The organism is Sphingomicrobium aquimarinum (assembly GCF_039655735.1).
Lineage (GTDB): Bacteria > Pseudomonadota > Alphaproteobacteria > Sphingomonadales > Sphingomonadaceae > Sphingomicrobium > Sphingomicrobium aquimarinum.
This window is the reverse complement of sequence record NZ_JBBYXH010000001.1, coordinates 503,928-520,143: the sequence shown is the minus strand read 5'-3', so window position 1 is coordinate 520,143 and position 16,216 is coordinate 503,928. Positions and strand designations below refer to the sequence as shown.

Sequence of the window (16,216 nt, the reverse complement as noted above, 5' to 3'; positions counted from 1 at the left end):
ACCATGACGATGAATGCACCCAAGGCATTCGCGTCGCTCTCCGGTGGCCTGCTCGCCCGCAAGGGTTCGGCTCGCCCCGCCATGCGGCGCCAGAATTACGGCCAGGTCGGGTCCGAAGGGCTCGACGATCTTGGCTGGAACGACATGGGTTCGGATCCCGTCGGCACCGACGAGGACGGCGGCAACGTCGAATCGATCACCCGCAACCCGCTGTCGGGTCTTAGCCCCAGCCAGCCGGTCGTCCACGACCAGCAGGCGCAGCTCAAGCAGCAGTTCGCGTCCGACGACGAGGACGGCGACGACTATGCCGACGATCATGCCGATCTCGACGATTCGACCGCCGAACTGTGGGATCCGGAGGCCGATGAAAGCCCCAATGTCTTCACCGGGCATCGCGACGGCAAGAAGTCGGACGCGCTGACGCCGCCGAGCCCGGGTTCGAGCGCAGACGCGGAAGACGACGCCGTCGAGGAAGAATCCTACGACGTCCGGGAAACGTCGTTCGATACGCCGCCCGTTTCGCAGAGCATCTTCTCGACGAAGGCGAAGGCGCTGCCCGATCCGGTCGAAGACGATTTCGCCGAAGACGAATCGGCGGAACACGAGGATCTCGATGCGCCGCAGCTGATGCGCACGGTTGCCGACCTCAAGCCGCTGACCGACGCCCAGAAGGACGAAGGCAGCGCCTGGAGCGAGGACGACCTGGAAGCCGAAGCCTCCGCCGCCGAACAGGCCGCTCATGGTCTGTCGACATCGGACGAGGAGGATGGCGACCTCTACGGCGAGGAAGAGGAAGCGACCGCCGAGGAAGAGGCGGGCGAGGATTTCGATCCCACTGCCAGCAACCGCTTCGCCTCCTTCATCACGCGCCCCGCGCGCGAGGAAGAGCCGGCGCGTCCCTCCTACGATGAAACGCAGTTCGAAGAGCAGGACGCGGACGAGGACGAGCTGTTGCTCAGCGCCGAAGATGTGCTCGACGATACGGACGAGTCACCGGTGTCGGGAGCGGGCGGCTACGAAACGCGTGAAGTATCGCGCCGTGATGTTGCCGAGGCGAAAGCCGGAGCAAAGGACAGGGCCGCCTTCACCCTGCGTCTCGATCGGGAACGCCATCTCAAGCTGCGACTCGCCTGCGCCCTTACCGGCCAGTCGGCGCAGAAGATGGTGACCGAGGCGCTTGATCGCCTGCTGGGAGAAATGACCGAGCTCGACGAGCTGGTCGAACAGGCGAGCGTGGAGAAACGCTGACAACAGGGAAGAATGACGACGATCCAGGGAAGGGGAAAGTCAGATGAAGAAACAAATGGGAAAAGCGATGGCGGCGGCCGCGCTTGCGGCGGGCCTTGCGGCCTGCACGTCGGCAACCGACGGCATGGGCGGCTTCGCGGGTAACGTCGACAAGAAGAACATCGGCGTCGCCATGAAGGCGCAGCAGGCCCTTATCGAAGGCCAGCACGGCGTCGCGATCGAACATGCCGAGCGCGCGGTGGCGAACAAGCCGCAGGACGCGGGCTTCCGCTCGCTGCTCGGCAACGCCTATTTCGCCGCAGGTCGCTTTGCGTCCGCCGAAGCCGCCTATCGCGATTCGCTCGAGCTGATGCCCGCGCAGCCGCAGGTCATCCTCAAGAAGGCGCTTGTCGAAATCGCGCAGGGCAAGAGCGCACAGGCGCTCGACGGGCTCGAGCAGGCGCGTGGGTATGTCGATGCCGCCGACCTTGGCCTCGCAGTGGCCTTGGCGGGTCGCCCGCAGGTCGCGATCGACCTCCTCAACAGCGCCGCGCGCAGCCCCGAGGCAACGGCCCGTACGCGCCAGAACCTCGCGCTCGCCTATGCGATGACGGGCGACTGGCAGCAGGCCCGCACCATCGCCGCACAGGATGTTCCGGCGAACCAGCTGGACGCGCAGCTCCAGGGCTGGATGGCGATGGCGAACCCCGAGCACCCCAGCCTCGCGATCGCGGCGCTGACGGGCGTGACGCCCTCGCAGGTCGATCCCGGCCAGCCGATCGCGCTCGCGCTGGTCAGGAACGAAAACCAGCCGCGCTACGCTTCGCTGGCGCCGCGCCCTCAGCCGCAGCCGCAGCAGGCCACGCCGGTCCCGACCGCGCAGCCTTACGCAGGCCTGCGCACGGCCGACCTCGCGCCCCAGCAGCGGATCGCGCTTGGCGATGCTCCGGTGACTTTTGCGAAGACGATCGAGATTCCGGTTCGCGACATCACGCTGGTCGACGAGGCTGCCGAAGCGGCATCGATCGAGGAAGCCGAAGTTTCCGTGGCCACGCTCGACGTCGACGAGGTCGCGCCGGTCGCTCTGATGGCGAAGGCAGTCGCGGCAGCCAGGCCGCAGGTGGCCGCGCCCGCGCTCAGTAGCGACGCGGTTCGTCTCACCGAATCGGTGCGCAGCATGAAGGTGAAGGCCGTCGCCGCCGAACAGGCGAGCCGTTCGGTCGTCCAGCTGGCGTCGTATTTCGATCAGGACCTGCTGGCGCATGGCTGGAGCGTCGCGACCAAGAAAGTCGACGGGCTCAACGCCTTCCAGCCGATGGCGGCGCGTTTCGAACATGACGGAAAGACCTATTACCGCCTCGCCGCCCACGGCTTTGCAAGCGATGCCGACGCACGCAGCTTCTGTGCCGATGTGCAAGCTAAGGGCATCGATTGCTTCGTTCGCAAGATGGCGGGCGATGCCCCGACGCGGTTCGCTCGGAAAAGCTAAGGCCCGATACGGAAAACTAGGATGGTCCCCTAGGCGCTGTGGCGGTTCTCGATCAGAAGGTCGAGGACCGCCATTCGCGTTGCGACCCCCATTTCCACCTGCAACGTGATCAACGAGGCGGTGCTCTCGGCGAGATCGCCGTCGATCTCGACGCCGCGGTTCATGGGGCCCGGATGCATGATGATCGCTCCATCGGCGGCCGTCGCGAAACGGTCACGGGTCAATCCGTAGCGCGCGAGATATTCGCCGGGTCCGTCGCCGAGATCGTCGGACAGGCGCTCGCGTTGCACGCGAAGCATCATGACCACGTCGGCACCGGCCACGGCGTCGTCGATCCCGTCGGGGCCGTCATGATCGTCCGGCATCAACGCTATAGGTCCTGCCAGGCGGACGTTCGCCCCCATCCGGTCGAGCAACTCGCGGGTCGAATTGGCGACGCGGCTGTGGCGGATGTCGCCGCAAATGGCGACCGTCAGTCCTTCGACCCGTCCGAAATGATGCTGGATCGTGGCGATATCGAGTAGCCCCTGTGTGGGATGCTGGCCCGCGCCGTCTCCCGCATTGACGACCGCCGCATCCATTGCGTCGGCGACCGCTTGCGGCGCCCCGGGGCTCGGGTGGCGCAGGACGAAGACATCGGGTCGCATGGCGTCGATGGTCAGCGCGGTATCGACGAGACTTTCGCCCTTTGCGACCGAACTGGCTCCGACGGGAAGGGTCGTCACCATTGCGCCAAGGCGCTGCGCCGCCAGGTTGAAACTCAGATAGGTGCGGGTGGAATTCTCGAAGAAGGCCAGAACCATGCTTGCCCCGCGATGCAGATCGCTCGCCTTCTTCTCCTGCCGGTTATGCGCGAGCCAGCGCTCCGCGCCGCCGAGGATGCGATCAAGTTGATCGTCGGAAAGGTCGCTCGGCGCAAGGAGGTCCATGCCGGCTGCCTACTCTGCGCTCGGCAGATTGACCAGCGCGTCGATCGCGCCCTGGAGGATATGCGCCGCCGCCATCGCATCGACCTTGTCGGCACGGCGTGCACGGCTGACGTCGGCGTCGATCATTGCGCGCTCGACCGCCATGGTGGACCAGCGCTCGTCCCAGAGGAGGATGGGCAACTGCAGCGGAGCGAGATTGCGCGCAAAGGCCCGCGTCGACTGGGTGCGCGGCGAATCGCTGCCGTCCATGCTGAGGGGAAGGCCCACAACCAGTCCCGCGATGCGCTCGCGCTCGAGGAAAGCGGTAAGGGTGCCGAGGTCCTTCTGGAACTTGGTGCGGCGGATCGTGTCTACCGGCCCAGCGAAGCTCCACTGCGCGTCACAGGTGGCGAGCCCGATCGTCCTGGTCCCAACATCGAGACCGGCGAGCCTGCCGGCGGGACAGGCCTCCCTGAAACCCGCCGCGTCGGTGTGGATCATTGCGCCGACCATGCCGACAGGCGCGCGGCGACGTCCTCGCGGATCGCTCCCCAGAAGAGCGCATAATCGAAGACGTGATAATTGTTGCCAGGAAGCACGAAGGGGCCAAGCTCGGGGACTTCGCCGTTCAACAGGAGGAGGCCCCGATCGCAGCGCGCGCCGACCGATCCCGGCCGAAGAACCGCCGACGTCAGGGTCGCGTCGGGGACGAGAAGACCGGGGTTGTCGGCAGGAAGCGCTTCCCCATCTTCCCCGCCCGTAAGCGGATTGGTGCAGACCAGCCGGTCGCGCTCGCGTTCGATACCGGCATAGCCTTCGGCATCGAGCCATTCGCGCAGCACCAGTCCGGGGTTGGGGGGATCGCCGAAGGTCAGCCAGCTCATCATGCAGCGGGCTTCCTCGCGGCTCGTACAGGCCGGCAGGCCGGTGGCGGGAAGATCGGCCTCGGCATCGACCGGCCAGCCGACCACATAGGCGGCAACCAGCCGATCGGCGATCTCCCCGCGCCGCTCGGTGAGCAGTCGCAGCGCGTGGAGTCCGCCCTGACTGTGGCCCGCCACGATGATCGGCCCTTCCGGATTTTCTTCGAGGAAAACGGTGAAGGCCTCCGAAATATCGCCATAGGCGACGTCGAGCGCGGCCTGCGCGTTGGCACTCTGCGACAGGAAGGTCCCGAAGCTGGCCTGGCGATAGCGGGGCGCCCAGACCTTGGAGACGTCGGCAAAGGTGCTGGCCTGGCTCTGCACGAACAGGCGCGCGCGGGTTTCCGCGATGCCAGTCAGCTCCATGTCCGCATTCCACCGGTCCGTCTTCAGGTAGGTGGTTGGGTGGATATAGAAAGTCGCGGCGGCGCGCTCCGGACCGAGCGGCGGCAGTGCCACGGGGGGCGGGATTTCGATTTCATCTTCGACCTGTGTTCCGGTCTCGCTGTCTCCTTCGACCGGGGCGTCGATTTCCACCGACTCAACATTCTCGGCGTCCGGCTCCCAGTCGGCGAGCGGCTCGTCCATGTCGGGGCGCGACCACCAGGCGTCGATCGAGGCGTAGGTCGGCCGGGCCTCGGGGGGCGGCGCCTTGAACTCGACCTTGGGCATTGCCTGTTCGGCGAGGATACGGTCCCCGAACTGGTAGAAGACGAAAGCGCCGGCGACCACGAGGAGCGTGAGCACGGCGACGATCCAGAGAAAAATTCGCGCTGCCATGAAATGGGCGACTAGCGGGGCCGATGCCGCACCGCAACATCGCTTGAAGGCGGTGGCCCGAGCGGTTAGAGGCCGTGCCCATGTCTGTTACTCTCGATCAGGTGCGCCACATCGCCAATCTGGCGCGCATCCAATTGTCCGACGGCGAAGCAGAGACGCTGCTGCCCGAACTCAACAACATCCTCGACTGGGTCGAGCAGCTCGCCGAAGTCGATACCGACGGCGTCGAGCCTTTGGCGACCGTGGTCGACATGCAGATGCGGCTGCGCGAGGACGGCGTCACGGATGGCAACATCCGCGACAAGGTGCTGGCCAACGCGCCCGAGCCGCAGCACGGCTTCTTCGGCGTTCCGAAGGTGATCGAATAGATGGCGGATCTCACACACAAGACCATCGCCGAGCTGCGCGACGGCTTTCGCAGCGGCGACTTCTCGGCGGTCGAGATCGCCGAGGATTATAACGCCGCGGTCGAGGCGGCGGACACGCTCAACGCCTATCTCGTCAAGACGCCCGAACTGGCGCTCGAGGCAGCCAGGGCGGCGGACGAGGCGAAGTCGAAGGACGCGCTCCTGCCGCTGTCGGGCATTCCGCTGGCGATGAAGGACCTGTTCGCGACCGAGGGCGTGCTGAGCAGCGCGGGCTCGAAGATGCTCGGCAACTTCGTGCCGCCGTACGAGAGCACGGTGTCGGGCAAATTGAAGGCCGCGGGCGCGGGCATGCTCGGCAAGGTCAACATGGACGAGTTCGCGATGGGCTCGTCGAACGAGACCTGCGCGCACGGCAACGTCGTCTCGCCTTGGCGTCGGGAAGGCAGCAATGCGGCGATCACGCCGGGCGGGTCGTCGGGCGGCAGTTCGGCGGCGGTCTCGGCACGCATCGCCCCGGGCGCGACGGGGACGGACACGGGCGGATCGATCCGCCAGCCGGCGGCCTTCACCGGCATCTGCGGCATCAAGCCGACCTACGGGCGGTGCAGCCGCTGGGGCGTGGTGGCGTTCGCTTCCTCGCTCGACCAGCCGGGGCCAATGGCACGGACGGTTCGCGATTGCGCGATCCTCCTGGAAAGCATGTGCGGGTTCGATCCCAAGGATTCGACCAGCCTCGACGCGCCGGTGCCGCAGTGGGAAGCGGGATTGTCGGGCGATCTCAAGGGCAAGAAGGTCGGCGTTCCCAAGGAATATCGGATCGACGGCACGCCCGCCGAGATCGATGCGCTGTGGGAGCAGGGCGTCGAATGGCTGCGTGATGCTGGCGCCGAGCCGGTCGAAATCTCGCTGCCGCACACGCGCCATGCGCTGCCCACCTATTACATCCTCGCCCCCGCCGAGGCCTCGTCCAACCTCGCCCGCTACGACGGCGTGCGCTACGGCCTGCGAGAGACGGTCGAGGGCGGCGGTCTGCACGACATGTACAAAGCGACCCGCTCGGAGGGTTTCGGCCCCGAGGTGAAGCGCCGCATCATGATCGGCACCTACGTGCTGTCCGCGGGCTTCTACGACGCCTATTTCACCAAGGCACAGCGCGTCCGCGCGCTCATCAAGCAGGACTTCCGCAAGGCCTTCGAGCAGTGCGACATGATCCTCACCCCGACCGCGCCGAGCGCGGCGTTCGGGCTGGGCGAGAAGTCGGACGATCCGATCGCCATGTATCTCAATGATGTGTTCGCGGTGCCCGCAAGCCTCGCGGGGTTGCCCGCGATGAGCGTGCCGGGCGGGCTCGACAGCGACGGTTTGCCGCTGGGACTGCACCTGATCGGCAACGAGATGGACGAGCAGACGGTGCTGAACGCGGGTCTCGCCATCGAGGAACGAGCGCCGCAAATTGAACTGCCGGAGAAGTGGTGGTGAGCATTTTTGGCGAAAGCGAATATGATCAGCGCGACTATCGAATGGGGCTGGCCGGGTTGTTGGCCGGGACCCATGCGCTGCGAATCCTCGCGGAGCGCGGAATCGCTTCTGGAGACGATATCCGGGAAGCGGCGGTCGGCATGAACGAGGTGCTAGACAGCATCACAACGTGGCGTCCGGGCGAGAAGGAACATTTGCAGGGGCTGTTTCAAAAAATCGAAGCGGTCGCGGAAGAGAACGAACGATGAGCGACTATCGGGTGAAGGGCGCCGAGGGCGAGTATGAGGTCGTGATCGGCCTTGAGGTCCATGCGCAGGTGACGAGCGAGGCGAAGCTGTTTTCGGGCGCGGCGACCGCGTTCGGGGCGGAGCCCAATACGCAGGTCAGTCTCGTCGACGCGGCGATGCCGGGGATGCTGCCGGTGCCCAACAAGGAGTGCATTCGCCAGGCGGTGCGCACGGGTATGGCCATCGACGCGCAGATCAACAAATGGTCGCGCTTCGACCGCAAGAATTATTTCTACGCCGATCTGCCGCAGGGCTATCAGATCTCGCAGCTCTACCACCCGCTGGTGGGCGAGGGCGAGGTGGAGGTCGCGCCCGACGAGCAGAAGCCCGACGAGACAAAGACCATCGGTGTCGAGCGCATCCACGTCGAGCAGGATGCGGGCAAGCTGATGCACGACCAGCATCCGACGATGTCCTACGTCGATCTCAACCGCTGTGGTGTCGCGCTGATGGAAATCGTGTCTAAGCCGGACATGCGCTCGCCCGCCGAAGCGGGGGCGTATTTGCGCAAACTGCGCTCGATCCTGCGCTATGTCGGCAGCTGCGACGGGAATATGGAAGAAGGCTCGATGCGCGCCGACGTGAACGTGTCGGTCCGCAAGCCCGGCGAGAAGCTAGGCACGCGCACCGAGACCAAGAACGTCAACAGTGTGCGCTTCGTGATGCAGGTCATCGAGCATGAGGCCAAGCGCCAGGTAAAGGCATTGGAGAGCGGGGAGGGGGTCCATCAGGAGACCCGTCTGTTCGACGTCGCCAAGGGGGTCACCCGCCCGCTGCGCTCGAAGGAAGACGCGCACGACTATCGCTACTTCCCCGATCCCGACCTGTTGCCGCTGGAGCTGGACGACGCTTTCCTCGCCGAGTGCCGCGCGAGCCTGCCCGAGCTGCCCGACGCCAAGCTGAAGCGCTACGAAGACCTCGGGATTACGCCTTACAATGCGGCGGTGCTGACGGCGGAAGTCGAAACCGCGCGCTGGTTCGACCGCTTGCTCGACGCGGGCGCCGAACCCAAGGCCGCGTCCAACTGGGCCAACAGCGTGCTGCCGGGCGTGCTCAATGCCAAGGACGTGGATTTTCACGACGAACGCAACACGCCCGAGGCGTCCGCCGCGATCCTCAAAATGGTCGACGATGGCGACATCTCCAAGGGGCAGGCCAAGGAAGTGATGGAATTGCTGCTCGACGAGGGCGGCACCCCCGCCGAAATCGTCGAGAAGCATGGCATGAAGCAGACGAGCGACACCGGCGCAATCGAGGCCGAGGTCGACAAGGTGCTCGCCGCCAATGCCGAGAAGGTCCAGCAGTACAAGGACGGCAAGGAAGCGTTGTTCGGCTTTTTCGTCGGACAGACGATGAAAGCGATGCGTGGGCAGGCGAACCCGCAGGTGGTGAACCAGATCTTGCGGACCAAGCTCGACGGCTGACGGACAGGCCCGGGCGCATGCCTCGGGCGGACAATGCGGCAAGGCTGAACCCCGGCCCGCCCCGACGAACGGAGATGATGATGCGCAAGACGATCCTTCTGGCCGCAACGGCCCTCGGACTTTCCGCCTGTGCGACGCCGGAGCGCGCGCCCGTCGCAGGACTTCCCGTTCCCGGCCAGCCGGACACGGCCAATCAGGGCGCACCCGACTTGCTGGTCGTCATCTCGGTCGACCAGCTGTCGAGCGATCTCATGGAGGAATATCTGCCGCGCATGTCGGGCGGGCTCGCGCGCGTGGCCAACGAGGGCACGCTCTTCATCAACGGCTATCAGGCGCAGGCTTCGACCGAGACCTGCCCCGGCCATTCGACGATCCTCACCGGTAGTCTTCCCGCCAATACGGGCATCATCGCCAACAACTGGTACGAGCGCGAGCGGGGCGAGGAGCATGAGGAAGTCTATTGCGCCGAGGATCCCGATCGCCGCGGCGAACAGGGTGACCGGCAGATCATCAGCCCCATCCATCTCGAGACCCCGACGCTCGGCGACTATCTGAAGACGGCGGACCCGCGCTCGCGCAATGTCGTGGTGTCGGGCAAGGACCGCAGCGCCGTCATGCTGGGCGGTCACAAGGTCGATCAGCGCTGGTGGTGGGGCTCGGACGGCTGGATGAGCGACCTTACCGGTCCCGCTCCCGCCGTCGTACGCTCTGCGACCGTCGCGACGCGCAGCCTTATCGATGAAGGTTCGGCAGGGTTTGAAATCCCCGCTTATTGCCGCACCAAGCCGGTCGTCGAGGTCGAGAACCGAGGCCGGGTCGGGGACGACCCGCTCGGTTGGGCGAGCGGCGACTATTCCTCGTTCCGCGCGACACCCGCCTATGACGGCGCGGTGCTGGCGCTGGGCGCGGCACTGATAGACGAGATGCAACTCGGCAAGGGCGGCGCGACCGACGTGCTGTCGCTGGGTCTGTCGGCGACTGACTATGCGGGCCACAAATTCGGACCGCAGGGCGGCGAGATGTGCCTCCAGCTGTTCGGGCTGGACCAGAATCTAGAGGGGTTCTTCGGCGCGCTGGATGCCAGGGGGCTGGACTATGCAGTGGTCCTCACCTCCGACCATGGCGGCCTTGCCATTCCCGAGCGCCTGCGCTTGCAGGGCAACATGCAGGCCGCGCGGCTCGACAAGGATTTCGGCTCCTTCGGGGCCAATGTGCTGGCCGAGCAGGGACTGCCGGGTGAGACCCTTCGCGGCACCACCGACCTCTATCTCGATCCCGCACTGACAGGCGCGGCGAAGCGGCGCCTGATCGAAGGACTAAAGGCCGCGTACGCTCCACATCCGCAGGTCCAGGGCGTCTATTCGGAAGCCGAGATCATGACGATTCCGGTCCCCTCGGGCGATCCGACCCGCTGGTCGATCCTCCAGCGCCTGCGCGCGACGCATCATCCCGATCGCTCGGGCGACGTGGTCATCGTACTCAAGGAATATATCACACCCATTCCGGTGCCCAGCAGCGGCTATATCTCGACGCACGGCAGCCCCTACGACTACGACCGCCGTGTCCCGATCGTCTTCTATCGCAAGGGCGAAGCACCGCTGCGGCGTGACGATCCGGCGCGAACCGTAGATATCCTGCCGACGATCGCCCGTCACATCGGCCTGTCGCTGGGCGACGCGAACCTGGATGGCGTCTGCCTCGACGGGGTCCACGGCGTGCGCTGCGCCGAATAGACCTCACCCGCGCTAGACGGGGTCGCGACGCTCGCGGCGTGGCGGTTCGCCCGGCTGGGGCGGAGGTTCGTCGATCCGGTCGGGCTCGCGCACGTCGGGGTCGGGGTCGGGCGTCACGCGCCTTGGCGGACGAGGGGGTTTGCTGGCCATGGGAGCGAAACCCGCGGCAATGCGATGAAGTTTCGCGCCATCTGCGCTTGCCTGCCCCGCCCAGCTTGCTATAGCGCGCACCACTTCGGGCACTTACCCCAAGCGGGCGTGGCGGAATTGGTAGACGCGCTGGTTTTAGGTACCAGTATCGAAAGATGTGGGGGTTCGAGTCCCTTCGCCCGCACCACCGCCGCGCTCCGTGACGATCGGTGAGCCGCCTTATCTATTCATAGCATACGGGACCATGACAGCGTGAGCATCACCATCGTCGAGAAAGACAACAAGGGCCTTCAGCGCGCCTACGACATCACCATCCCTGCGGGCGACATCGAGAAGAAGGTCGACGCCGAGATCAAGCGCGTTGCGCCGCAGGTTCGTATGCCCGGCTTCCGCCCCGGCAAGGTGCCGCCCAACCTCATCCGCAAGATGCATGGCGAGGCGATCCAGGCGCAGGCGCTCGAGGAGGCCGTGCGCGGCGGTGTCGAAGAATTGCTTCGCGAGAAGAAGCTGAAGCCCGCGATCCAGCCCGACGTCTCGCTTGCCGATGGCTACGAGCATGGCAAGGACGCCGACGTCGCGGTGAAGCTGGAAGTGCTTCCCGACGTTCCCCAGCCCGATATCGAAGGCATCAAGCTCGAGCGTTTCAACGTCGAAGCCGACGACGATGCGATCCAGGCCCGGATCGACGAACTCGCCAAGAACCAGAAAAGCTGGAAGGACGCCGCCAAGAGCAAGAAGGCCGGCAAGGGCGACCTCGTCGTCATGGACTTCTCGGGCGCGATCGACGGCGAGAAGTTCGAGGGCGGCACTGCCGAGGACATGGAAATCGAGCTGGGGTCGGGCCGCCTGATCCCGGGCTTCGAGGACCAGCTCGAAGGCGCCAAGGCGGGCGACGAGCGCGAGGTGAAGGTCAACTTCCCCGACGATTATCCGGCCGAGAACCTCAAGGGCAAGGAAGCGGTCTTCGAGGTCAAGGTGAAGAAGGTCCGCGTCGAGAACGAAACCAAGGTCAACGACGACTTCGCCAAGGCGCTGGGCCTCAAGGATCTCGACCAGCTCAAGAGCGTCCTTAAGGACCAGGCCGAGCAGGAACTCAACAACCTTACCCGCACGCACATGAAGCGCCGCCTGCTCGACCAGCTCGCCGCTGGTCACGACTTCGACGTGCCGCCGACGATGGTCGAAGCGGAATATGAAAACATCATGCAGCAGCTTCGCCACGAAGCGAGCCATGAGGAAGACAGCGAAGCGGCGCTGAAGGAAATCGAGGCGGATGCCGACGATTATCGTTCGATCGCCGAGCGCCGGGTGCGCCTCGGCCTGCTATTGTCGGAAATCGGCCAGCAGAACAATGTCGAGATCTCGCAGCCGGAAATGAATCGCCTGATCGCGCAGGCGGCGCAGCGTTATCCCGCCGAACAGCAGCAGCAGTTCCTGAAATATATCCAGGAAAACCCGATGGCTGCCGCCCAGCTTCGCGCGCCGCTCTACGAGGAAAAGGTCGTCGACTTCCTGTTCGACAAGGCCGAGATCACCGACAAGACGGTGACGCGTGAGGAACTCGAGGAAGATCTCGAGCGCGAAGAGGATATGGAAGCCGAAAAGGCCAAGGCCAAGCCCGCCAAGAAGAAGGCTGCCGACAAGAAGCCGGCTGCCAAGAAAGCGCCGGCAAAGAAGGCGGCGGCGAAGAAGGCCGACGACAAGCCGGCCGCGAAGAAGGCTCCGGCCAAGAAGGCGCCCGCGAAGAAAGCCGCCGAGAAGAAACCGGCAGCTAAAAAATCCGCAGCTAACAAGACCCCTGCGAAGAAAGCAGCCAAGAAGGACTAACGCATGGTGGGGGGCGAGGGGCCTCGGGTAGCGATCCTGCTGCCCTGCTATAACGAGGAAGCCGCGATCGGCGCGACGATCGACGGCTTTCGCGAGGTGCTCCCCGACGCCACCGTCTACGTCTTCGACAACAATTCGAAGGACCGCACCGTCGAGATCGCGCGCGAGCGTGGCGCGGTCGTCCGTCCGGTGATCTTGCAGGGCAAGGGCAATGTCGTGCGACGCATGTTCGCCGACATCGAGGCCGATATCTATCTCATGGCGGACGGTGATCTCACCTACGATCCCGCCGCTGCGCCCGAAATGGTGCGGATGTTGTGGGACGATCAACTCGACATGGTCGTCGGCACGCGGCATCACGACGCCGAAGAAGCCTATCGCGGCGGCCATGTGCTCGGGAACAAGGCTTTCACGAGCCTTCTGGCGCGGCTTTTCGGTAAAAGCTTCACGGACATCTTCTCGGGCTACCGCGCCTATTCGCGGCGCTACGTGAAGAGCTTCCCCGCCACCAGCGAGGGCTTCGAGACCGAGACCGAGATGAGCGTCCACGCGCTCGAGCTGAGGATGCCAACGGGCGAGGTGGCGACCAAATATCTCGCGCGGCCGGAAGGATCGGAAAGCAAGCTCAATACCTATTCGGACGGATGGCGCATCCTCAAGATGATCGGCACGCTCTACCGTGTCGAGCGACCGCGCAGTTTCTACGGCTTCTTTGCGGCCTTTTTGCAGTTTCTCGCCATCTTCCTGGCGATCCCGCTGTTCGTCACCTTTTTCCAGACGGGCGAAGTCCCGCGCTTCCCGACCGCGATCCTCGTCACCGGCATGAGCATCGTGGCAGGACTGATCTTCGTGACCGGCCTCATCATCTCCACGGTGACGCGCGGTCGCAAGGAAATGCGGCGCCTCGCCTATCTTTCGTACGAAGCGCCCAACACGCCGCAACGCGAAGGCTTGAAAGCGGCATCGAAATGCCGACATTGGCGATGATCTGACGCCGCGCTCGCGGCCAAATATAAGGATAATCCATGAGCCTCGACCACGAAGATATCGTCAACGCCCTCGTTCCCGTCGTCATCGAACAGTCGAACCGCGGCGAACGCAGCTTCGACATCTTTTCGCGCCTCTTGCGCGAACGCATCATCTTCGTGACCGGCGGTGTGGAGGACAATATGGCCTCTCTCATCACCGCCCAATTGCTCTTCCTCGAGTCCGAGAACCCGAAGAAGGACATCTTCATGTACATCAACTCGCCGGGCGGCGTAGTGACGGCGGGCATGGCGATCCATGATACCATGCAATACATCCGCCCCAAGGTCGGCACGGTCTGTATCGGTCAGGCCGCCTCGATGGGCAGCTTCCTTCTGGCGGCGGGCGAGCCCGGGATGCGCGTAGCGCTCTCGAACGCGCGGATCATGGTCCACCAGCCCTCGGGCGGCGCGCGCGGGATGGCTTCGGACATCGAGATCCAGGCCAAGGAAATCCTCCGCATCCGCAGCCGCATGAACGCGCTTTATGCCAAATATACCGGCAAGCCGATCGAGCAGATCGAAAAGGCGATGGATCGCGATACCTTCCTCGAGGCCGACGAGGCCAAGGAGTTCGGGATCATCGACCAGGTCTTCGCCAAGCGCCCCGAACAGGGTGAAGACAAGGACACCCATGCAGGTGATGTGACGCCGAGCTGACCGGCGCGCGTCCGAACATATTCGAACCCGTCGGGGCCGGCTTGGCTCCGGCGGGTTTTTCTTTATGGTGATCCGCGATGAAGGATCCCTACGCCATCCTTGCCGTCCCGCGCGACGCGACCGAGGCCGAGATCCGCCGTGCCTACCGAACGGCGATCCGCTCGTGCCATCCCGACGTGTCGCGCGACGACGGGGCCAGCGCGCGCGATCTCAACCTTGCCTATGGCATGCTCGCCGACCGGGCGCGGCGAGCGAGCCTCTAGGCCGGATCATCGCAGTCCGCGCGGGCCGATGGTCCCGGTGCCCTGCCGATCGGCTGGATCGTCGGCCTGTTTCTCGTTCTCAATGCCATTTTGCTGGCGGGGTTGCTGACCGGCGGGTCCCCGTTCGGTTGATGGGTCGTAAGAGCGCAAGTTGCGGCATTTCCTGCGCTTTTTCGTGTCAGTTTCCGGTCGGCCTTGCGAGCGATGGCCATTGCCTCCATATTCGATGCAAAGGAGCCTCGGGCCAAGCGGGGCGTTAAGCATTTCCAATCATTGTCTCTGCTATGCAATGCGCTAGCATGGGCGGGCCGCTTCAGGCGGCGACACAGCGTTACAAGGGATTTTTATGACCAAGTTGACCGGCGGCAGCAGCGACAGCAAATCGACGCTCTACTGCTCGTTCTGCGGCAAGTCGCAGCACGAGGTACGCAAGCTCATCGCCGGGCCGACCGTCTTCATCTGCGATGAGTGCGTCGAGCTGTGCAACGACATCATCCGCGAGGAAACCAAGTCGAGCCTCGTGAAGACCCGTGACGGTGTTCCGACGCCGCTCGAGATCAACGAAGTCCTCGACGATTATGTCATCGGGCAGAGCCGCGCCAAGCGTGTGCTCTCGGTCGCGGTGCACAACCATTACAAGCGTCTCAATCACAGCGCCAAAACAGGCGGCGAGGTCGAGCTCGCGAAGTCGAACATCCTCCTCGTCGGCCCCACGGGCTGCGGCAAGACGCTGCTGGCGCAGACGCTGGCGCGGATTCTCGACGTGCCCTTCACGATGGCCGATGCGACGACGCTCACCGAAGCGGGCTATGTCGGCGAAGATGTCGAGAATATCATTCTCAAGCTGCTGCAGGCGTCCGACTATAACGTCGACAAGGCGCAGCGCGGCATCGTCTATATCGACGAGATCGACAAGATTTCGCGGAAAGCCGACAATCCCTCGATCACGCGCGACGTGTCGGGCGAGGGCGTGCAACAGGCGCTCCTGAAGCTGATGGAAGGCACCACTGCGAGCGTTCCGCCGCAGGGCGGGCGCAAGCATCCGCAGCAGGAGTTCCTGCAGGTCGATACGACGAACATCCTGTTCATCTGCGGCGGTGCGTTCGCGGGGCTGGAAAAGGTCATCGGCGATCGCCTCGAGGGCAAGTCGATCGGCTTCGGCGCCCATGTGGCCGCGCCCGAGGAAAAGCGCGTCGGCGAAACGCTCAAGAATACCGAGCCGGAAGATCTCATGAAGTTCGGCCTCATCCCCGAATTCATCGGTCGTATGCCGGTGATCGCCACGCTCGAGGATCTCGACGAGGGTGCGCTGGTGCAAATCCTCAAGGAGCCGAAGAACGCGCTGGTCAAGCAGTACGGCAAGCTGTTCGAGATGGAGAATGTCGAGCTCGTCTTCACCGACGATGCGCTGCTCGCGGTCGCCAAGAAGGCGATCGAGCGCAAGACCGGCGCGCGTGGGCTTCGCTCGATCCTCGAAGGCATCCTGCTCGACACGATGTTCGACCTTCCCTCGATGGAAGGTGTCGACGAAGTTCATGTCGATGCCGATGTGATCGAAGGGCGCAAGGAGCCGGTGCGCGTCTACGCCAAGAAGGACAAGGACAAGGCGGCAGGCGACACGGCGGCCTGAGCCGCCGCAGCGCTGACCGATGACCGAAACGTTCGTTTCCCAG

16 protein-coding genes and 1 tRNA gene are annotated in these 16,216 nt (G+C 64.7%); 13 read left to right on the top strand and 4 right to left on the bottom strand.

Features of this window, described 5'->3' with window-relative positions:
- The first annotated feature begins 3 nt into the window (after positions 1-3).
- Together WJS89_RS02680 and WJS89_RS02675 are read left to right on the top strand one after the other, a co-directional pair.
- On the top strand, positions 4-1,248 hold the full coding sequence (locus WJS89_RS02680) for a hypothetical protein (protein ID WP_346340087.1): 1,245 nt from the start codon (positions 4-6) through the stop codon (positions 1,246-1,248).
- A gap of 43 nt (positions 1,249-1,291) precedes the next feature.
- Positions 1,292-2,716, top strand: coding sequence for a tetratricopeptide repeat protein (locus WJS89_RS02675; protein WP_346339380.1), 1,425 nt, complete (start codon positions 1,292-1,294; stop codon positions 2,714-2,716).
- 29 nt (positions 2,717-2,745) lie between these two features.
- On the opposite strand, the gene WJS89_RS02670 is transcribed toward WJS89_RS02675, so the two are convergent.
- From WJS89_RS02670 to WJS89_RS02660, 3 genes are read right to left on the bottom strand one after another with little or no spacing between them, the layout of a single operon-like run.
- The gene (locus WJS89_RS02670) at positions 2,746-3,645 is read right to left on the bottom strand and encodes an aspartate carbamoyltransferase catalytic subunit (RefSeq protein WP_346339379.1); all 900 of its coding nucleotides are present in this window, start codon (positions 3,643-3,645) and stop codon (positions 2,746-2,748) included.
- A 9-nt stretch (positions 3,646-3,654) separates the two neighbouring features.
- Entirely contained in the window at positions 3,655-4,125 is a 471-nt protein-coding gene (ruvX, locus tag WJS89_RS02665; protein ID WP_346339378.1) for a Holliday junction resolvase RuvX, read from the bottom strand.
- The gene (locus WJS89_RS02660) at positions 4,122-5,327 is read right to left on the bottom strand and encodes a DUF3089 domain-containing protein (protein ID WP_346339377.1); all 1,206 of its coding nucleotides are present in this window, start codon (positions 5,325-5,327) and stop codon (positions 4,122-4,124) included. Before WJS89_RS02660 ends, ruvX begins: the two co-directional genes overlap by 4 nt.
- Before the next feature lie 80 nt (positions 5,328-5,407).
- Between WJS89_RS02660 and gatC the strand changes: the two genes are divergently transcribed.
- The 5 genes from gatC to WJS89_RS02635 all read left to right on the top strand — a co-directional run bounded on the left by gatC (position 5,408) and on the right by WJS89_RS02635 (position 10,618).
- Entirely contained in the window at positions 5,408-5,695 is a 288-nt protein-coding gene (gatC, locus tag WJS89_RS02655; protein WP_346339376.1) for an Asp-tRNA(Asn)/Glu-tRNA(Gln) amidotransferase subunit GatC, read from the top strand.
- On the top strand, positions 5,696-7,174 hold the full coding sequence (gene gatA, locus WJS89_RS02650) for an Asp-tRNA(Asn)/Glu-tRNA(Gln) amidotransferase subunit GatA (protein ID WP_346339375.1): 1,479 nt from the start codon (positions 5,696-5,698) through the stop codon (positions 7,172-7,174). It begins immediately after the preceding gene.
- Entirely contained in the window at positions 7,165-7,422 is a 258-nt protein-coding gene (locus WJS89_RS02645) for a hypothetical protein (protein WP_346339374.1), read from the top strand. Before gatA ends, WJS89_RS02645 begins: the two co-directional genes overlap by 10 nt.
- Positions 7,419-8,885: an Asp-tRNA(Asn)/Glu-tRNA(Gln) amidotransferase subunit GatB gene (gene gatB, locus WJS89_RS02640; protein ID WP_346339373.1), complete on the top strand. Its 1,467-nt coding sequence runs from the start codon at positions 7,419-7,421 to the stop codon at positions 8,883-8,885. The genes WJS89_RS02645 and gatB overlap by 4 nt, the downstream gene beginning before the upstream one ends.
- A 74-nt stretch (positions 8,886-8,959) precedes the next feature.
- Positions 8,960-10,618: an alkaline phosphatase family protein gene (locus tag WJS89_RS02635; protein ID WP_346339372.1), complete on the top strand. Its 1,659-nt coding sequence runs from the start codon at positions 8,960-8,962 to the stop codon at positions 10,616-10,618.
- Between the two features lie 12 nt (positions 10,619-10,630).
- On the opposite strand, the gene WJS89_RS02630 is transcribed toward WJS89_RS02635, so the two are convergent.
- The gene (locus WJS89_RS02630; RefSeq protein ID WP_346339371.1) at positions 10,631-10,768 is read right to left on the bottom strand and encodes a hypothetical protein; all 138 of its coding nucleotides are present in this window, start codon (positions 10,766-10,768) and stop codon (positions 10,631-10,633) included.
- Between the two features lie 102 nt (positions 10,769-10,870).
- Between WJS89_RS02630 and WJS89_RS02625 the strand changes: the two genes are divergently transcribed.
- The 6 genes from WJS89_RS02625 to clpX all read left to right on the top strand — a co-directional run bounded on the left by WJS89_RS02625 (position 10,871) and on the right by clpX (position 16,173).
- Positions 10,871-10,955, top strand: a tRNA-Leu gene (locus WJS89_RS02625).
- A gap of 71 nt (positions 10,956-11,026) precedes the next feature.
- Positions 11,027-12,595 carry a trigger factor gene (gene tig, locus WJS89_RS02620; protein WP_346340069.1) on the top strand — a complete coding sequence of 523 codons (1,569 nt, stop codon included), beginning with the start codon at positions 11,027-11,029 and terminating at the stop codon, positions 12,593-12,595.
- 3 nt (positions 12,596-12,598) lie between these two features.
- On the top strand, positions 12,599-13,582 hold the full coding sequence (locus WJS89_RS02615; protein ID WP_346339370.1) for a glycosyltransferase family 2 protein: 984 nt from the start codon (positions 12,599-12,601) through the stop codon (positions 13,580-13,582).
- Positions 13,583-13,620: 38 nt separating this feature from the next.
- A complete protein-coding gene (locus tag WJS89_RS02610) occupies positions 13,621-14,280 on the top strand; it encodes an ATP-dependent Clp protease proteolytic subunit (protein ID WP_346339369.1) in 660 nt (219 codons plus the stop codon).
- Positions 14,281-14,357: 77 nt separating this feature from the next.
- On the top strand, positions 14,358-14,543 hold the full coding sequence (locus WJS89_RS02605) for a DnaJ domain-containing protein (protein ID WP_346339368.1): 186 nt from the start codon (positions 14,358-14,360) through the stop codon (positions 14,541-14,543).
- Between the two features lie 346 nt (positions 14,544-14,889).
- Complete coding sequence (gene clpX, locus WJS89_RS02600; RefSeq protein WP_346339367.1) at positions 14,890-16,173, top strand: ATP-dependent Clp protease ATP-binding subunit ClpX; 1,284 nt, start codon at positions 14,890-14,892, stop codon at positions 16,171-16,173.
- The last annotated feature ends 43 nt before the right edge of the window (positions 16,174-16,216 follow it).